General features: G+C 32.1%; 16 protein-coding genes. All 16 read right to left on the bottom strand.

The window, feature by feature from the left end:
* Window positions 1-26 precede the first annotated feature (26 nt).
* On the bottom strand, window positions 27-911 hold the full coding sequence (locus CPJCM30710_RS03720) for a hydrogenase small subunit (RefSeq protein WP_212902825.1): 885 nt from the start codon (window positions 909-911) through the stop codon (window positions 27-29).
* 276 nt (window positions 912-1,187) lie between these two features.
* Window positions 1,188-2,081 (bottom strand): hydrogenase small subunit, encoded by an 894-nt coding sequence (locus CPJCM30710_RS03725; protein WP_212902826.1) that lies wholly within the window; start codon window positions 2,079-2,081, stop codon window positions 1,188-1,190.
* Window positions 2,082-2,309: 228 nt separating this feature from the next.
* On the bottom strand, window positions 2,310-4,604 hold the full coding sequence (gene hypF, locus CPJCM30710_RS03730; protein ID WP_212902827.1) for a carbamoyltransferase HypF: 2,295 nt from the start codon (window positions 4,602-4,604) through the stop codon (window positions 2,310-2,312).
* 25 nt (window positions 4,605-4,629) lie between these two features.
* On the bottom strand, window positions 4,630-5,355 hold the full coding sequence (locus CPJCM30710_RS03735) for an energy-coupling factor ABC transporter ATP-binding protein (protein ID WP_212902828.1): 726 nt from the start codon (window positions 5,353-5,355) through the stop codon (window positions 4,630-4,632).
* Window positions 5,356-5,359: 4 nt separating this feature from the next.
* A complete protein-coding gene (locus CPJCM30710_RS03740) occupies window positions 5,360-6,154 on the bottom strand; it encodes an energy-coupling factor transporter transmembrane component T (RefSeq protein ID WP_212902829.1) in 795 nt (264 codons plus the stop codon).
* 6 nt (window positions 6,155-6,160) lie between these two features.
* Window positions 6,161-7,150, bottom strand: coding sequence for a cobalt transporter CbiM (gene cbiM / locus CPJCM30710_RS03745; protein WP_212902830.1), 990 nt, complete (start codon window positions 7,148-7,150; stop codon window positions 6,161-6,163).
* A gap of 526 nt (window positions 7,151-7,676) precedes the next feature.
* The gene (locus CPJCM30710_RS03750) at window positions 7,677-7,901 is read right to left on the bottom strand and encodes a hypothetical protein (protein ID WP_212902831.1); all 225 of its coding nucleotides are present in this window, start codon (window positions 7,899-7,901) and stop codon (window positions 7,677-7,679) included.
* Window positions 7,902-8,381: 480 nt separating this feature from the next.
* Entirely contained in the window at window positions 8,382-9,521 is a 1,140-nt protein-coding gene (gene dnaJ / locus CPJCM30710_RS03755; RefSeq protein WP_212902832.1) for a molecular chaperone DnaJ, read from the bottom strand.
* A 109-nt stretch (window positions 9,522-9,630) separates the two neighbouring features.
* Entirely contained in the window at window positions 9,631-11,493 is a 1,863-nt protein-coding gene (gene dnaK / locus CPJCM30710_RS03760; RefSeq protein WP_212902833.1) for a molecular chaperone DnaK, read from the bottom strand.
* Window positions 11,494-11,549: 56 nt separating this feature from the next.
* Window positions 11,550-12,164, bottom strand: coding sequence for a nucleotide exchange factor GrpE (gene grpE / locus CPJCM30710_RS03765; RefSeq protein WP_212902834.1), 615 nt, complete (start codon window positions 12,162-12,164; stop codon window positions 11,550-11,552).
* Between the two features lie 79 nt (window positions 12,165-12,243).
* A complete protein-coding gene (gene hrcA / locus CPJCM30710_RS03770; RefSeq protein ID WP_212902835.1) occupies window positions 12,244-13,278 on the bottom strand; it encodes a heat-inducible transcriptional repressor HrcA in 1,035 nt (344 codons plus the stop codon).
* Between the two features lie 315 nt (window positions 13,279-13,593).
* The gene (hemW, locus tag CPJCM30710_RS03775; protein ID WP_212902836.1) at window positions 13,594-14,724 is read right to left on the bottom strand and encodes a radical SAM family heme chaperone HemW; all 1,131 of its coding nucleotides are present in this window, start codon (window positions 14,722-14,724) and stop codon (window positions 13,594-13,596) included.
* 43 nt (window positions 14,725-14,767) lie between these two features.
* Complete coding sequence (lepA, locus tag CPJCM30710_RS03780) at window positions 14,768-16,573, bottom strand: translation elongation factor 4 (protein WP_281413949.1); 1,806 nt, start codon at window positions 16,571-16,573, stop codon at window positions 14,768-14,770.
* 129 nt (window positions 16,574-16,702) lie between these two features.
* Window positions 16,703-17,092 (bottom strand): hypothetical protein, encoded by a 390-nt coding sequence (locus tag CPJCM30710_RS03785; protein WP_212902838.1) that lies wholly within the window; start codon window positions 17,090-17,092, stop codon window positions 16,703-16,705.
* Between the two features lie 61 nt (window positions 17,093-17,153).
* Entirely contained in the window at window positions 17,154-18,230 is a 1,077-nt protein-coding gene (locus CPJCM30710_RS03790) for a stage II sporulation protein P (protein WP_212902839.1), read from the bottom strand.
* 168 nt (window positions 18,231-18,398) lie between these two features.
* Window positions 18,399-19,373 (bottom strand): GPR endopeptidase, encoded by a 975-nt coding sequence (gene gpr, locus CPJCM30710_RS03795; protein ID WP_212902840.1) that lies wholly within the window; start codon window positions 19,371-19,373, stop codon window positions 18,399-18,401.
* Window positions 19,374-19,384 lie beyond the last annotated feature (11 nt).

Here is a 19,384-nt window from a genome sequence, read left to right on the forward strand (position 1 = left end):
CCCTTTCATTTTTAAATATTACTAACTTATTGATTTAGAGGATTTGTAGGGAATGTTGGGTTTGCACATCCTATACAAGGATAATTAGATCCAATGCACCAATTGACTCCATTATTCCACTTCATAGATGGACATACATTACTACATCCTGGTCCTTTACATCCTATTGCTCTATAACACCCATATATGCCTGGTTGACTTACCTGTGTTTTTCCTCTTCTTGGACAATTTGAGTGAATTTGAGAATTATAATATTGAGTTGGTCTATTATAGGAATCTAATTGTGGCATACCAGTTAAGATAAGATTTAATAAAGTTTGTATCATAACAGTTGGGTGGACAGGACAGCCAGAAAGATTTATAACAGGATTAGCAGTTTTACCACTTAATAAGGACTTTGCTGTTGTACAAGATGTTGCATTAGGGGCAGCTGCTGGTACTCCTCCAAAAGAAGCACAAGTTCCTGCTGATACTACATATTTAGCCATAGGGCCATATTTTAATACTGCCTGCTGCATTGTTAATGGAGTACCATTTTGTTCACCAATAATACAATAGTTTCCATTCTCTCCAGTAGGTATTGCTCCTTCGACCACAAGTATAAACTGTCCATTATACTGAGTTGCAGCATTTTCAAGTGCTTGCATTGCGCTTTCTCCAGCAGAAGTCATAATTGTCGTGTTATACTTCATGCTTATCTTGTTTAAAAGTACATCATCAATAGTTGTGGGATTAGTAACATTTAGCATTGATATTGTACATCCAGAACATCCAGATCCATTTAACCAAATAACAGGTGGATCTGTCTCAGCTGCAAGTACAGTATTTACTCTGCTCATATCAAACTCTAATTCTAGTGCAATAGCTGTGGCAACAGACCACTTTAAGAATTCTCTTCTACTAATTTTCATGCTTACACCCCTTTAATATGTATTTTAATATCATTAACAATTTAACATACGTTTATTAACATATTAATCCAATATGTGAGCTTATTCAACAAATAGTATGTTAATTATTTGTTAATATGTAATAAAGATACACAATATCAACTATTTACAATCTAGTTAAATAAGCATAAAATCATCCCTACCTTATCTCTATAATTTAAACATACGTATGAGAAACTGGGCATACGCCACATATTCTTTGAGTTAAAAATTCTGCATCCTTTATCTTTATACTAACTAATCACGATAACTTAATAATGGATTTGTTGGGAATGTAGGGTTAGCACAGCCTACACATGGATAATTTACACCTATACACCATCCTTGGCCATTATTCCATTTCATAGATGGACATACATTTTTACATGTTGGCCCCATACATCCTATACTTTCATAGCATCCATATATACCTGGTCGATTAGCATCTGGAGCCTCCTCCCTAGGGCATTTACTATGAACTGAACTTGCGTAATATTTAGTTGGTCTACTATAAGAATCTAATGTTGGTGTTCCTGTTAATATGATATCAAGAAGTGTTTGTATCAAAACTGTCGGATGAACAGGACATCCTGGAAGATTAACAACTGGATTTTTAGTTTTACCACTTAATAAGGACTTTGCTGTTGTACAAGATGTTGCATTAGGGGCAGCTGCTGGTACTCCTCCGAAAGAAGAACAAGTTCCTGCTGATACTACATACTTAGCCATAGGACCATATTTTAATACTGCCTGCTGCATTGTTAATTGAGTACCATTTTGTTCACCTATGATACAATAGTTTCCACTTTGTCCAGTAGGTATAGCTCCTTCAACCACAAGTATAAACTGTCCATTATACTGAGTTGCGGCATTTTCAAGTGCTTGCATTGCACTTTCTCCAGCAGAAGTCATAATTGTTGAATTGTACTTCATGCTTATCTTATTTAAAAGTACATCATCGATAGTTGTAGGATTAGTAACATTTAGCATTGATATTGTACATCCTGAACATCCTGCTCCTTGAAGCCAGATTACAGGTGGATCTGTTTCTGCTGCAAGTACAGTATTTACTCTACCCATATCAAACTCTAATTCTAGTGCAACAGCTGTAGCAACAGACCACTTTAAAAATTCTCTTCTACTAATTTTCATGGTTACACCCCTTTAACATTTATTTTTAATATCATCGATGATTTACCGCATATGCTTACTTTCATATTACTCCAAGATATGAGCTTATTCAACAACATTCGCGTTAACTTTTTGTAAATTTGTATTATAATTACATAACATGAAAAATTAGTAAAATAAGCACAAAGGGATGTTATTATATAATTAAAAAGTATTATAGATAACTACAATAGATATCTAACTTCTTCCTTACGAATTGCATAAATTTCTATTTAAAACTTCATTTGCTACCACGACTTGTCCCACAGAAACTCCACCATCATTCATCGGTACTAATTTATTTGTATAAACAATAAATTCATCATTTTTTAATTCATCAATTAATCTTTTAAGCAAGTAAGCATTTTGAAACACTCCACCGCTTAATGCCACCTCATTAATACCAGTATCTATTCTTATTAAATTGCACATTTCTTTAGAAAATCTAACTACTGTATTATGAAATTTAGCTGAAATAATCTCTTTGGGAACGCTAAGAAGTTTATCTTTTATAACTCCCTCAATAATTTTATATGGCTCTATTATATAAGTACTATCTTTTCTAATATTATAAGAATAGTAATCTAAGCATTCATCAGAAATAATTGCTTCCATTTCTACAGCAGCTTGCCCTTCATATGTAATGTTATCTCTTATTCCAATTAAACTAGCTACCGCATCATAAAAACGTCCCATACTAGAGGTTTCAGGACAATTAATATTTGCATCCAAAACAGACAAAAGCTTAATAGCCTTGTTACCATAAAGTTCCATTAACATTTCTTTTAATTTACTATTAACATTATCCCTACTATCTCTCTCTAATTTAAACATGCTATAAAGATATGATACTGCCATTCTCCATGGCTCTTCTACAGCCTTTTCACCCCCAGGCATTTTTACGTAATCCAGGTACCCTAATCTTTTAAAATCCCTAGTATCACAAAGTAAAAACTCCCCTCCCCATATCTTTCCATCAGTACCATAGCCCGTTCCATCAAAGGCTATTCCTATAACTTTACTACTTACATTATTTTCAACTAAACAACTAACAACATGTGCATGGTGATGCTGTACTTGGATTTTAGGCAGATTTAAACTGTTTGCATATTCATTTGCTGCATAGTTAGGATGCATATCATAAGCTAGATATTTAGGATAAAAGGAAAATATGTTTTTATAATGTGTAATATTGTTTTTATAATGTTCATAGGTTTCCAAATTTCCCAAATCTCCATTATGCTGACTTAAAAACAAGAAATTTTCCTTAGCAATGCTGAAGGTGTTTTTCATATTAGAACCACATGCTAAAATCTCCCTAATTCCACTTCTTTTTAAAGGTTCTGGTGCATATCCTCTTGCTCTTCTTATCATCCTAACCTCATCATCCATTACCCTTACCACTGAATCATCCACTGGTATATAAATATCTCTATTATGTTGTAAGAAATAATCTACAACATGTCCCAGTTTTTCTACAGCACTGTCATTTTTGAATTCTAAAGGTAGCCCATAAATATTGGCACTAGTCATTATTAAAACTTCTATTCCACTTGAAAATAATAACTGATGCAAAGGAGTATATGGCAACATAACACCTAACGTTTTCTGGCGTGGAGCAATACACTGTGGTAGGTTATAATCTTCTCTTTGTTTTAAAATTACTATTGGCTTCCTTATCCCAGTAAGGACTTGCTCTTCGATAGCATTTACATGACAGTACTTTTTGACAACTTCCATATCTTTCATCATTACTGCAAAAGGTTTATCCTGTCGCTTTTTTCTTACTCTTAACAGATCTATAGCTTCTGAATCAGTTCCATCACAAACTAAATGAAATCCCCCAAGCCCTTTTATTGCAAAAATTTTACCATCTTTGAATTTTTTGCTTGTCCATTCGATAACATCATCAACTTCTATTTTTGTCCCATCAGAATCCTCAATCCAAATATTAGGGCCACAATCACTGCATGCATTGGGCTGTGCATGAAATCTTCTATTAGTTAAATCAATATACTCTCTTTTACAATCCCCACACATTGTAAATTCTTTCATAGTTGTTTTTTCCCTATCATAAGGAATAGACTTAATTATTGAAAATCTTGGCCCACAATTAGTGCAGTTAGTAAAAGCATATCTATATCTTTTATTTAAGGGATCTGATATATCTCTGATACACTCCTTACAGGTAGCCATATCTGGTGAGATAAGAGTAATCTTTTTTTCTTTTTTTTCACTTTCCCTTATCTCGAAATCTACATAATTATTTAACTCTAGTTCCTCTATGATTATATTTTCTATTTTTGCAAGTGGAGGTGTATTATATTTTAGCTCACTAATAAACTCATTTAGCCTGTCTTCGTTCCCTTCTATATCTATATCTACCCCTTCAGAATTATTGTTAACCCACCCTTTTAAGTTATATAAAATTGCTAAGTTATAAACAAAAGGACGAAAACCTACTCCCTGTACGATGCCTCTTATCTTTAAAAATACTCTTTTCATAATAAAACCTACCTATAAGTATCTATTACTTTATATTATGTAGCCTCAAGAACTGCTCATCCTTGATCACCTGATTATAATCACAATGTTTTACAATACAATGTTCATCAGAAAAAACTATTATCTTATTAAATACTCCCTCTAAGTATTCAAAATCATGAGTAGCACATATAATGGTTTTTCCATAAGAATTAAGCTTGATTAGCAAATCCCTCAAAAAACTCTTTGTCTTTGGATCTAGGCTATTTGTCGGTTCATCTAATATCAAAACATCAGGATTAAGTGATAATACACTAGCTATCGCTACCCTCTTTTTTTCTCCTCCACTTAAATTGTAGGGTGCAATATCTGATAGATCTCCAATGTGTAACATATTTAAACAATCCCTCACCCTGACCTGTACCTCTTTTTCATCGATTCCCATTTGTCTAGGTCCAAAAGCAATCTCATCATAAACCGTAGAACAGAAAAGCTGTGCATCAGAATTTTGGAATACAAAACCTAACTTTTTATGAAAAAGTTTAGCAAACTTATTGTTCCTCATAGCTTTTTCACTTATTTCTGATCCTTCAAAAACGTAACTTCCTACACTTGGGAATACTAAGCCATTCAAAAGCTTTAAGAACGTTGATTTACCGCTACCATTAGGTCCTATTATAGCAACAGAATCTCCCTTTTCTATCCTAATGTTTATATCCTTCAATGCTATTCTATTTTTATAACTAAAAGTTAAATTGCTAATTTCTATCATTTCTTCACATCCTGTTAAAGATTATAAATGCTAAAACTAAAACTATAATAAATAAACCATAAATATAATCTACTAAATTTAACTTAAATTTAGTAAGATGCACATACTCTCCCTGAAAGCCTCTGCATTCCATAGCTAAGTAAAGCTCATCTCCTAAGTCCTTTGATTTTAAAAAAAGTGTTCCTATCATCTCTGATACTGACGTATATTTATCTTCATTTTTACCTATAGATCTCAGCTTAAGAGCATATAACATATCTAAAGAGAATTCACCAAGTATATATATGTACCTTAAAGTTATTTCCATAACTAGAATAAAAATATCTGGGATATACAATAGTTTTAAAGCACCTACTATATCATTCCACTTAGTAGTAAAAGATAAAATATTAGTAACTAAAACAGCACTTAAAATTCTCATTACAATTATTAAGCTATTATAGACATTACCTGCAATTATAGAAGGGATTAATGCAATTAGGGTAAAAATGGGGATTACTAGGCTTATGCATAAAATTTTTTTAATTTCCTCTTTATTTAATAAAGCGAACATAACAAACAAATAGCTATAAATTACTAATGTAAATTTATAGCTTTTAGAAATTGATATTAAAATAATAATTAAGAGTGATGAAATTAACTTTAATGCAGGATTAATACTATGAATCCTTGATGGAAATCTTCTACTACTCCTTTTTATACTGGATAATACACCTAGCAATGAAAATATACTTTTATCAACGAACGCATCCTTATCTTCTTTAGGGACATAATCATCCTGCTTAAAAAGCCAATCCATAATTTATCACCTATCCCTTACTACCAAAACTTTTTTATTTATTAATTTTATTATTATATATATTCCTAATACTCCTAACACAGCAGATATTATGTATCCTACAGTTTCTGGCAATCCTGTTACCACATAGTCAAGAAATATTGTTTTATAACTTAATCCATTTTGCATTCCTTGCGGAACATATCCTATCAATCCTTTTAGTTCCTCAACACTCCATTCCCCCCAAGCAGTGCCACTAGCAAGAAGCCCAAGTGGACATAAAATGATCATAGTAGCAATTAAAGCATATATAGGTCTTAATCTTAATTGACTATTTTCTGATTCATGTTTACGATAAATTACTTCAGGTGATAATTTTCTAACATACATATATACTCCTGCTGTAATAATCCCTTCCACTACCCCAGCAACCAAAAGATGTGGAACTAACATTGATGGTATTGTGACTTTAAGTGGATATGGACAATAGATAGGAAATCCCAAAATACTCTTAAACAATATTGGCTGTATTCCAAATTCTATAGCAGCTAAAAAAGCAGCAGCATTTATACTTATATAGGCTCCAAAAAATGCAGCAATGTAATTTCTATTTTTATTTTCACTTTTTCCTTTTATTAATTTAAAAATATAATATCCTATAAACGGCATGATAAATGCCATATTAAATGCATTTACTCCAAATGCAAGTATACCTCCATCTCCAAAAAATAAAGCTTGTATAGCAAGAGCAACAGTAATAGAAATTACAGCAGCATATGGCCCTAAAAGAATTGCAACTAGAGTAGAACCTACAGCGTGACCTGTAGTTCCTCCTGGAAGAGGAATATTGAACATCATAATAAGAAATGAAAAAGCAGCGCATATACCTAATAAAGGAAATTTCCTTTTATTGAACTCATTTTTGACCTTATCAACTGCTCTTCTCCATACAACAACCATAACAGTAGCTAGCGAAATACATGTTGATGGACTTAAATAATTATCCGGAATATGCATGAAATCCCTCCTAGTTAATATATTTTATCGGAATTTTATATATTTTTCAGTTAGATATATAATTTTAATACCTTTTTAAGTAACATTAACAATTTTTTATAAACTTTTGATTACCTTTTGGTTAACTTAATGTTAAATATCTGATAAAATATTAAATAAAAGTAGTATTATCCTAAATTTAGCAAATAAATATGAAAGATTGATATTAACCAATCTTATAGTTATATCACTTTAAGCTCAGTTCCTCACATGAATTATTCTGTTTTTATCATGTTTTGTTACTTTATGTTATGTTTTATTATAAATTATACTTAACAGCAAATCAATATCAAATTCAAATTTTACCAAGTATCCATAGTTGTTTTGTTAGTAAATCTATAAAAAAAAGAATTCAGTCTTCACTTAGACTGAATTCTTTTTTACACTTTGTACTGCAAAATGCAATAATTTTAAAATGTTAGCTGGTAAAATGAGAATTATATTTCCTATTTCAATGATAACAGTATCTTTCACAATTAATCTCTTATTATTCTCTTTCTCTTATAAAATTTATAATAATATATACTATCCCACCCAATATAATAAACTTAAGATAGGAAGATAGGAAAACAACTACTATATAAGCAAGTATAATAGCTAGAATAATATAAAGTAATCTTCCTGCTGATCCTTTAAATGAAACCTTCAGCAATCCTTCACTTAACCCAAATATTAAGAGACAAATAAATAATAAAATTATATAATAAAACATAGCTTTATATTCTCCTATAAGGCTTATTTACATAAGAAAAATCTTATTATAGATAAATAACTTTAGACAAATTTAATTTATGAAATGGCAATAAATCAATTCAGTTATGAAGGTGTTTATCTATATTATCAATATATCTTATAATACTTTATAGTTTAAGTTACAATTTCATATAAAAAAATCGTCAAGGCGACTGTGGAGCTGTCGATTTTTTTACGCATCTGCCTTTCCAACCACATGTGAGGAAAAATTGGCAGGCGAACTATATTTTTTACTCTTTAGGTGTCGTAATTAAACTGACCATCCTAAATTACAGTTTCAAGTTATTAACAATTATTGAATTTTATAGCTGTTCTAAAGAATTAAAAAGGAATCCAGTCTTTACACAGACCGAATTCCTTTTTGATTCTTTAGGAATCTATATAAGATTATTCTCAATAACTCAATATAAATTCTACTGACGGCCAGATTAAATATATCTTAGCCAAAAATCTTGCCCATAAATCCTTTTTTGTCTTTTCCATCCTTAGAGTCCTTTGGTTCCTCAAAGACCTCTCCTGAAGCCTCCATAAAGAGCTTTAAGGCTTCTTTTTGCTTATCGTTTAAGTTCTTTGGTACATCTACTATGATGTTTACATACTGATCTCCTCTTCCTGAAGAGTTAACCCTTGGTACACCTTTACCCTTTAATCTAAATAATGTACCTGGTTGAGTTCCAGCAGGCACAGTATACTTAACATCTCCATCTACTGTAGGTACTTTTATTTCCGTACCTAGAGCAGCTTTTGCCATGCTTAGATGGTAATCAATATAGATATCAAAGCCACTTCTCTTAAATGTCTTAGAAGACATTACATTTATTCTTAAATATAGATCTCCTGGAGGACCTCCATTAGCACCATGCTCACCTTGTCCTCTAAGAGGCATTACATTACCTGTATCTACTCCTGCAGGTACTTTTACAGATATTTTTCTTGTTTTTCTTACCTTACCTTTTCCCTTACACTCTAGACATGGATCATCTATAATCTGACCCGTTCCTCCACATCTGTCACAAGCTGACGTAGATATAAAGTTTCCAAATGGAGTTTGTCTTTGGGACCTTACTTGGCCAGAACCACCACACTTTGGACAGCTCTTTGGAGCTGAGCCTGATTTTGCTCCTGTTCCTTTACAACTTTCACAGTTTTCACTTCTTGTTATAGATATTTCCTTATCCACACCAAATACAGCTTCTTCAAAATTTAAAGTTAGAGTATATTCTATATCAGCGCCACGAGAAGGACCATTTCTTCTTCCGCCTCCTCCGAAACCACCACCAAAGAATGTCTCAAATATATCCCCAAAGCCTCCCATACCACCAAAATCAAAGCCTTCAAAGCCGCCTCCGCCAGCTCCAAAATCAGCTGTACCAAATTGATCATACTGTGCTTTCTTCTGAGGATCACTTAAAACTTGATAAGCTTCATTTATTTCTTTAAATCTTTCTTCAGCTTCTTTATTGTCTTGATTTCTATCTGGATGGTACTTTAATGCAAGCTTTCTAAAGGCTTTCTTAATTTCATCATCACTTGCACCTTTTTCTAGTCCAAGTATCTCATAATAATCTCTATTAGCCAAATATTTCACCACCTAGTTCTATTAATTATGTAACCTAATGATTTAAGAAAGGGAAGACGAGTTTGCCTTCCCATGTCATATTATATATGAATTCTTTTATTTGTTACAACTATTTATCATCTTCAACCTTAAAATCTGCATCAACAACATTGTCGTCCTTTGCAGTATTTCCTGCACCAGCAGCATTACCACCCATATTCATATTGTTTGGATCAAAACCAGCTGCACCTTCAGGGCTTTGAGCAGCATATATCTTTGATGATACAGCATAGAACTCTTGAGTTAATTCGTCAGTTGCCTTCTTTATTGCCTCTAAATCTTCTCCGTCCTTAACCTTCTTAACTTCTTCAAGCTTAGCTTCTATCTTAGCTTTATCTTCAGCTGAAACCTTATCTCCAAGTTCGTTTAATGTCTTTTCAGTTTGGTAAACAACTTGGTCAGCATTATTCTTAACTTCTATGCTTTCTTTTCTCTTCTTATCAGCTTCAGCAAATTTTTCAGCTTCCTTAACTGCCTTATCGATCTCTTCATCACTTAAGTTAGTTGAAGCTGTTATTGTGATATTAGCTTCCTTACCTGTTCCCTTATCTGCTGCTGAAACCTTAACGATACCGTTAGCATCTATATCAAAAGTAACTTCGATTTGTGGAATTCCTCTTGGAGCTGGTGCTATACCTGATAATGTAAATCTTCCAAGAGTTTTATTATCACCAGCCATTTGTCTTTCCCCTTGAACAACGTGAATTTCAACAGAAGTCTGTCCGTCAGCTGCAGTTGAGAATATTTGGCTCTTTCTTGTTGGTATAGTAGTATTTCTTGTGATTAATGGAGTAGCTATTCCTCCTAATGTTTCTATACCAAGTGATAATGGAGTAACATCAAGAAGTAATACGTCCTTAACGTCTCCTGTTAATACTCCAGCTTGAATTGCAGCACCTATTGCAACACACTCATCTGGGTTAACTCCCTTTGATGGCTCTTTTCCAGTAAAGTTCTTAACAGCATCTTGAACTGCTGGAATTCTTGTTGAACCCCCAACTAGAACAATCTTGTCTATTTCATTTAATGAAATATTCTTTGAGTTTAATGCATCTCTCATTATGTTTATTGTTCTGTCTACAAGGTCATGAGTAAGTTCATTAAATTTAGCTCTTGTTAATGTCATTTCAATGTGCTTAGGACCTGTTGCATCAGCAGTAATGAATGGTAAGTTGATCATTGTTTGAGTTGATGATGAAAGCTCAACCTTAGCCTTTTCAGCAGCTTCTTTTAATCTTTGAAGTGCCATTTTATCATTTCTTAAATCTATTCCATATTGGCCTTTAAAGTCTTCAGCAATGTAGTCCATAACTTTTTGATCGAAGTCATCTCCACCAAGACGAGCATCTCCACCTGTAGCATTAACTTCAAATACTCCATCTCCAAGATCAAGAACTGATACGTCGAAAGTACCGCCACCTAGGTCGTATACAAGAATTCTATGATTGTGCTCCATCTTATCTAAGCCGTATGCAAGTGAAGCAGCAGTTGGCTCGTTGATTATTCTTAATACTTCTAAACCAGCAATTCTACCAGCATCCTTTGTTGCTTGTCTTTCAGCATCATTAAAGTAAGCTGGAACTGTGATAACAGCTTGAGTTACTGATTCGCCAAGATAAGCTTCAGCATCAGCTTTAATCTTTTGTAAAATCATTGCTGATATTTCTTGTGGAGTATACTCCTTACCATCTATATTTACCTTATGGTTAGTTCCCATATGTCTCTTTATTGAGATTATTGTTTTATCAGGATTTGTAATCGATTGTCTTTTAGCAACCTGACCTATTAATCTTTCACCATTAGCTTGGAATGAAACAACTGATGGAGTTGTTCTAGCTCCTTCTGCATTAGCTATTACGACTGGTTCTCCTCCTTCCATAACAGCAACACATGAGTTTGTAGTACCTAAGTCAATTCCTATAACCTTTCCCATATTTAAATCCTCCTTTAAATTTCTGCTTTTAGTTTTAAATTTGTAGTAAAATTTATTTAATTTGCTACTTTTACCATTGTATATCTTAAGACTTTATCCCCTCTTTTATATCCCTTCTGGAATATTTCAGCTACTGCATTTTGCCCAAAAGCTTCGTCTTGAATATGCATTACTGCTTGATGAAGGTTAGGATCAAATTCACCAGTTGCATCAATTTCTTCAACACCTAGTTTTTCAAATGCTCCTTTAAACTGTCTTATAGTCATTTCTATACCTTTTTTAAGGTCTTCCACTGACCCTTCAACAGTAATAGCTCTTTCTAAATTATCTAAAACTGGTACCATTTCTTTTAAAACATCTTCACACGCATCGGTATAAATACCTTCTTTTTCTTTTGAAGTTCTTTTTCTAAAGTTATCATATTCTGCGTTTAATCTTAATAATCTATCTTTTAGAGCCTCAAGCTCATTTGAAAGCTTTGAATTTTCATTTTTTAACTTTAATAGCTCGTCTTTTAGAGTTTCATCTTCATTTTCTTCAAACTCCTGATCTTCTAGAGCTTCGCCAGTCTGCCATCCTTCGTTATTTTCATCATTTAAATCATCTATGTTTGTTTCTTGCTTAAGTTCTTCTTTTTCTTGTTCTAATTGATCTTTTTTTATTTCTTCCATAGTATTATTCTCACACCTCATCTCTATTTTTAATGCCATATGAACAATCACGTTTATTAAAAATGGAACTTGTTTATTCTTATTTTAAACCTTGATTTCTCAAAGTTTCATTTAGCTCTTTCATCACTTCTGCCATAATAGAGATTACCTTAGAGTAATTTATTCTTCTCGGGCCAATAAGTCCTATAGTTCCCAGTGGCCTTCCTCCAAGTGAATATACTGCTGAAATGACACTACAATCCCTAGCCTCAGGAAGGAAATTTTCATCTCCAATTTTTATAGTCATATTACTGTCACTTTTTATGAGTTTTGAAACATAATCCTTGTTATATAAAAGAGACAGTATTTCCTTTGCCTTTTCGATGTCATTATACTCAGGATAGTTAAAAATATTTGTAGTTCCTTCCATGAAGACTTCTGATGAATCAGAAGTGTTCAAGGTTTCATACAAAGCTGGAATAAGTTCATTAAAGATTTCTTCGAATCCTACTAAATCTACTTTTAACTTATTAATAACTTCTAGATTAATTTGTTCAATTGTAAGATTTCTCAATCTACGATTTATAATGTTATTTATTCTTAAAAGAGTATCCATAGGTGGTACTTTTGAAACCCTAATTAAAGTATTCTTAATAAGACCGCTATCAGTAACTATGACACATAAAAGATTATTAATATCAACATTTATTAACTGTATAGATTTAATTTGACTCTTCTTTACAGAAGGAGCATTTACTATACAAGTAAGTTTGGTTAACTCTGATAATAAAGTACTAGTCTGCTTTATAACCTTGTCAACTTCATAAAGTGCCGCGTCTATGATACACTTTCTTATTTTGAACTCTTCTTCCAAACTCAACCTTTCATATTCTACTAACCTATCCACATAAAGTCTGTAGCCTTTGCTAGAGGGTACTCTGCCTGCTGATGTATGAGGCTGTTCTAAATAACCCATATCTTCTAAATCAGACATTTCATTTCTTATTGTGGCAGAACTTACACCTAGAGCATATTTTTTAGCGATAGTCCTAGACCCTACTGGCTCTCCAGTGGTTATATAATCATTTATTATTGACTGGAGAATTTTTATCTTTCTTTCATCTATCACTAACATCACCTCTTTTGTTAGCACTCACTTCAACTGAGTGCTAATGACTACGATTTAAATATATTATTTATATATTTTTTTGTCAATTTTATTTATATGAAGATAATAATTAATTTTCACAAAAATAATGAATATATTGTGTTTTTCTCATCATTTCTTTTATTTACTAAGAATTTCATTAAATATTATAAAAAATCAGTCTTACTCGTACCTTTAGACACTAATAATCAAGTAAAGAATATTAAAATTTAATGTTATATAAAAAACTATTGATATTTAGAAGTTACTTTTTTCTCTATAGTTTCACTTAGATTAAATTTTTCATAGAGTTAATATAAAATCGCTCATTACATAATTTGAAAGCTCAATACCTTTATTACTTAAATATATTTTCCCACCGTTTTTTATTAATAACCCTTCAGCTATATGTTTATTAATAACAGTTTTATAAATTTTTTCAATTTTTATTCCAAACTTTTTATAAAACTTTTCCTCTGAAATTCCTTGAGTTTTTCTCAACCCCATAAACACAAATTCTTCCATATCATCCTCTTTAGTATTTACAATTACTTCATTAAAAGTTTTTTCATCATCTTCAACTGCCTTAATATAATCTTCAATACTTTCAAAGTTCTTATATCTTGTTCCCTCTATATATGAGGCCGCTGCACTTCCACAACCTAAATATTCTTCAAGCTCCCAGTACACAATATTATGTCTACATTCTTTTCCTTGCTTCGAAAAGTTTGATATTTCATACTGATGATAACCTCTATTCTTTAAAACCTGCAGCGTAATTCTATACATTTCTCGTTCATCATCTTCTGAAGGTAATGAAAGCTTATCATTTTCATATAATTTATAAAATATGGTTCCTTCTTCAACTATAAGGCTATAGGCTGAAATATGCTCTGGTTGTAATAAAAGAACCTTTTCTAAGGTTTCTTTCCACTGTTCTACCTTTTGATTAGGAAGACCAAACATTAAATCTACATTTATGTTTTTAAATCCAACGCTTCTTGCCAATAGATAATTTTCTTTAAAATCTTCAAAACTATGAATTCTTCCTATTCTTTTCAAAAGTTCTTCTTGATATGCTTGAAGACCTATTGAAAGTCTATTTACCCCTTTACTTTTCATAAGATTAAGTTTTTCCTCTGTTAAGGTTCCTGGATTACATTCTACGGTAAATTCTATATTGTTGGATAGATTTAAGGTATTCACTGCATTTAAAAGTTTTTCAAGTTCATTTAAATGCAAATAGGTGGGAGTTCCCCCACCTATAAATATAGTTGAAATATAATATTTGCTTGCTTTTTCCTTAATCTCTTTTATTAAGGCATCAATATACCTCTCCATAAGAGTATCCTTACCGCAGAATGAAGGAAAGTCACAATACATGCACTTCTGTTTACAGAAAGGTATATGTATATATAACGATATTTTTTTCATATATTTCCTCCATTCATTTTAAGAAAAAAGAGTTTACTTAAGGTTATTCAACCTTAAGCACTGCCATAAATGCTTCCTGTGGTACTTCTACAGAACCAACCTGTCTCATTCTCTTCTTTCCTTCTTTTTGTTTCTCTAATAACTTTTTCTTTCTTGAAATATCTCCACCGTAACACTTTGCTAGAACGTCTTTTCTCATTGCTTTAACAGTTTCTCTTGCTATTACCTTTGAGCCTACTGTAGCTTGTATTGGAATTTCAAAAAGCTGTCTTGGAATAATTTCCTTAAGCTTTTCAGCAATACCTCTTCCTCTTTGATATGCCCTTTCCTTCGGTACTATCATTGAAAGAGCATCTACTGTATCTCCGTTAAGAAGTATATCAAGCTTAACAAGTTCTGACTGAATGTATCCCTTTAACTCATAGTCAAGAGAAGCATATCCTTTTGTTCTTGATTTTAAGGCATCAAAGAAATCATACACTATTTCATTAAGTGGAATATCATAGTTAATAACCACTCTTGTAGTTTCAATATACTGCATATCTAAGAACTTTCCTCTTCTATCTTGACAAAGATCCATAACTGGTCCAACGTAATCTGTTGGGCTTATTATCGAAGCCTTAACCATTGGCTCCTCCATGTAATCTATTTCTGTTTGTGGAGGAAGGTTAGTTGGATTTGTAAGTTCGATAACCTCTCCATCTGTCTTTATTACTCTATAAATAACGGATGGAGCTGTTGTAATAATATCAAGATTGAATTCTCTTTCGATTCTCTCTTGAATGATTTCCATATGTAGTAATCCTAAGAAACCACATCTAAAACCAAAACCTAAAGCTACTGATGTTTCAGGTTCAAAAGAAAGTGATGCATCGTTTATTTGAAGCTTTTCAAGTGCTTCTTTAAGCTCTTCATACTTAGCACCATCTACAGGATATATACCAGAGAACACCATTGATATAGCTGGTTTGTATCCAGGAAGAGGTTTATCTGTTGGTCTGTTTGCTTCCGTTATAGTGTCACCAACTCTAGCATCCCTAACGTTCTTTATAGATCCAGTTACATATCCAACATCTCCTGCTCTTAACTCTGAAATAGGCATAAATGCTGGAGTAAACACACCTACTTCTGTAACTTCATAAACCTTATTTGTCGCCATAAGTTTAATCTTAGTTCCTGGTTTTACTGTTCCTTCTTTAACTCTTACGTAACATACAACTCCTTTGTAACTATCATAGAAAGAGTCAAAGATCAGTGCCTTTAAAGGTGCATCTTCATCTCCTGTTGGTGCAGATACCTTTTCTATGACTGCTTCCAATACATCTTTTATGTTTAATCCTGTTTTTGCTGAAACTAGAGGAGCGTCATGAGCTTCGATACCTATAACATCTTCTATTTCTTGCTTAATCTCATCTGGCCTTGCACTTGGAAGATCTATTTTATTTATCACAGGCACAATTTCTAAGTTGTTATCTAAAGCAAGATAACAGTTTGCAAGAGTCTGAGCTTGTATTCCTTGAGTAGCATCTACAACAAGTATTGCTCCTTCACAAGCAGCAAGGCTTCTTGAAACCTCATAGTTAAAATCGACATGTCCTGGAGTATCTATAAGATTTAAAATATATTCCTCTCCATTGTCTCTTCTATATACCAATCTAGCAGCCTGAGATTTAATAGTTATTCCTCTTTCTTTTTCAAGCTCCATATTATCAAGAACTTGCTCTTCCATCTCTCTTTTAGTTAAAGTTCCTGTAGTTTCTAAAAGTCTATCTGCAAGCGTTGATTTTCCGTGGTCGATATGTGCAACGATTGAAAAGTTTCTTATATGTTTTTGTCTTTCACTTTGCATATTCATAATCCTATTCTCAAGAACATAAAGTTCCCAGAACAGTTTTCACCCCCATGTATAATAAATCATGTAAAATTATATCACAGTATCCCGCTTATATGTCAATAAAGAACGATGAATACCCCACATTTATAATACTTGTTCTATAGTTCTATTAAATTTATTAATTACAAAATCTAATCCTTCTTTTGCTCCTAATAAAATATTTTCTGTTTTCTCACCAGTTTTATACAAAAATTGCTTTATATTTCCTTGATTAAAATTAATTACTTTATCATATACCTCTATAGTTATATCTCCATCATAATTAAATATTTTAAATTCGCAATTATCATTTAAAAATCCTACAAAATTATCACCAAATTCATCTTTTATGTTGTTTAATTCTTCCTGAGAAATAGCTACAGACCCTCCAATATTTTTACTAATGGCAGCAGTATTTGTGATATTAATCTTTATTATTCCCCATATTAAAAAAGATACAAAAGAGATTATTAATATTACGCTAATTTTTTTCATAAAAAGAACACCCCTAATATTTACTATCTATAAGGATGTTCATTTTCCCTGATTTTATACGCTACCTTTTTTCATTTAAGTACTCTGCTATTATTCTAGCTATATACTTAGCAGATGCTTGGGATTCTTGAGCAGTATTAAGTTCTGCTCCCACCTCTATTAACACTGAATTCTTACTAAGTTTTTGATTAAAAGTATTTTTCCCTCTTCTGTATGATACAATCCCTTTACAAAACCCTGGGAAATATTGTCTACCTAATTGATTTAACCTTTCAGCAGCTGCTGCATTATAAGTATAATATTGACTATTTTGTGCAGTTACAAACATTATCTTCGCGACATTTTCTCCATTAAGATTTGCTGTAACTGTCGCTTTATTACTAACTGAATCTCTATGCAGGTCTATTATAAGCTTAAAATCTCCATACTTTTGTAAATATTTTTTTACTGTAGTTTCTGATCTTGAATAACTATCCTCATAATTTAGACTATGCATGGTTTTATCATGTATTACAGATATGCCGTAATTTTGCTCCAGTTCACTTTCTAATACGTTACCTACGCCAACTACACTATAATTTTCATCCTTAGAATCAGCACTTGCTGGACTATACGCTTCAGTAGTATGAGTATGATAAATTAAAACTTCGGGTTTTGATTGATTTAATGTCTTCTTTAAATTCGGATTATATGCTGGTGAAGTCTTAATTGGTTTTGCAGGGTCGTTAATATTCTGAAGCTCCTCTGGATTTAGTTTTGCAACACTTCCATCATTGAGTTTAAAAGAATCAAATGTAGCAAAAGATTCCTCATATTCTATATGTGTTTCGTTAAATCTAAAATACGGTACTTCCATAGCAATCAAATTTGATGGATTAAAAAAATTTATGTTTAATTTCTGTGCTACTTCGTCTCTTAAAGATATTTTTTCTAAATTAATCCCATCAGCACTTTCTGATGTATTCTTAACCATTGGAATTGTAAGTTGTAACAGCTTTATATATATGTAATTGCTGTCTTTTATTGATGTTTTTATTATCCCACTAATAAAAACAATTAACACAATTACTATAACTGAAAAGGCTGCCGGCGGCTTCCACTTAGTGGTGTTCTTACTCCGCTGCGGATTAAAATACATATGTATCCCCTCCTCATATTAAATATTTATATGAAAAGGGGATAAGCTTTATGTTATAAATGGACAAGTTTAAAAATTTGAAATTAAAGAAAGTAAAATTGAATAGACATCAATCTTGCTCAGTTTCAGTGAGATTTTACTTTATAAAATAGCACCAAATAAATATATCTAATTCATAAACTTCGTTATTTCTTCCATATCTAAATTAGGCTGTAATGCAAGATTTAAACCACTAGATATTATTTTTGATACTGAATCTATAACTATATCTACTTCCTTCGGAGTTACCATAAGATCTCCTACATGAGGATTAAGTAAAGTTCTAATTAATTGACCTTTTTCATTTTTATCTATAGATTTTAGCATATTATAAAACTCGCCACCTGAAGAAGCTTGATTTATCATTTCATCTAATACTAAATCCATCGCATCACTAACTATAGTTGCCGCATCTACTACTGTAGGAACCCCTATTGCTATAACGGGTATTCCTAAAGTTTTTTCACTTATCTCCATTCTTTTATTTCCTACTCCAGCACCTGGTGAAATTCCTGTATTACCAATTTGTATAGTTCTATTAACTCTTCTAGTATTTCTTGATGCAAGAGCGTCTATACAAACTACAATACTGGGTTTAATTCTATCTACAACTCCCTTTATGACTTCTCCTGTTTCAATTCCTGTAATCCCTAAAACTCCTGGTGCAAGTGCACATACAGGTCTTACAGAATCATCTATAGCATCAGGCATAACTGATTTTAAATGTCTTGTTACCATTATCTTTTCTACTACTTGAGGTCCTAATGCATCCGGTGTAACGTTCCAGTTACCTAACCCAACTACTAGTGCTGTTTTTGTATGTTCTATATCAATAAGTTTTTTAAGACTTTCAGCTAAAACATGTGCTACATTATCCATAATTTCTCCATCATAATGAGTAAATTCTGGAATATCTATGGTTATGTAAGTTCCCATAACCTTCCCAATCATTCTAGCTCCCTCTTCATTTTTTACATTAACAGTGGTTATCTTTATATCATCCTTTTCCTCTTCTACTACTACTACTCCATCAGCCTCTCTTTTAAACTGTTCCTTATATATTTCACGTGCTTCAACTGCTAAATCTGTTCTAACATTTATCATAACTTCACCCC

This window comes from Clostridium polyendosporum, assembly GCF_018332455.1.
Classification (GTDB): Bacteria; Bacillota; Clostridia; order Clostridiales; family Clostridiaceae; genus Clostridium_AY; species Clostridium_AY polyendosporum.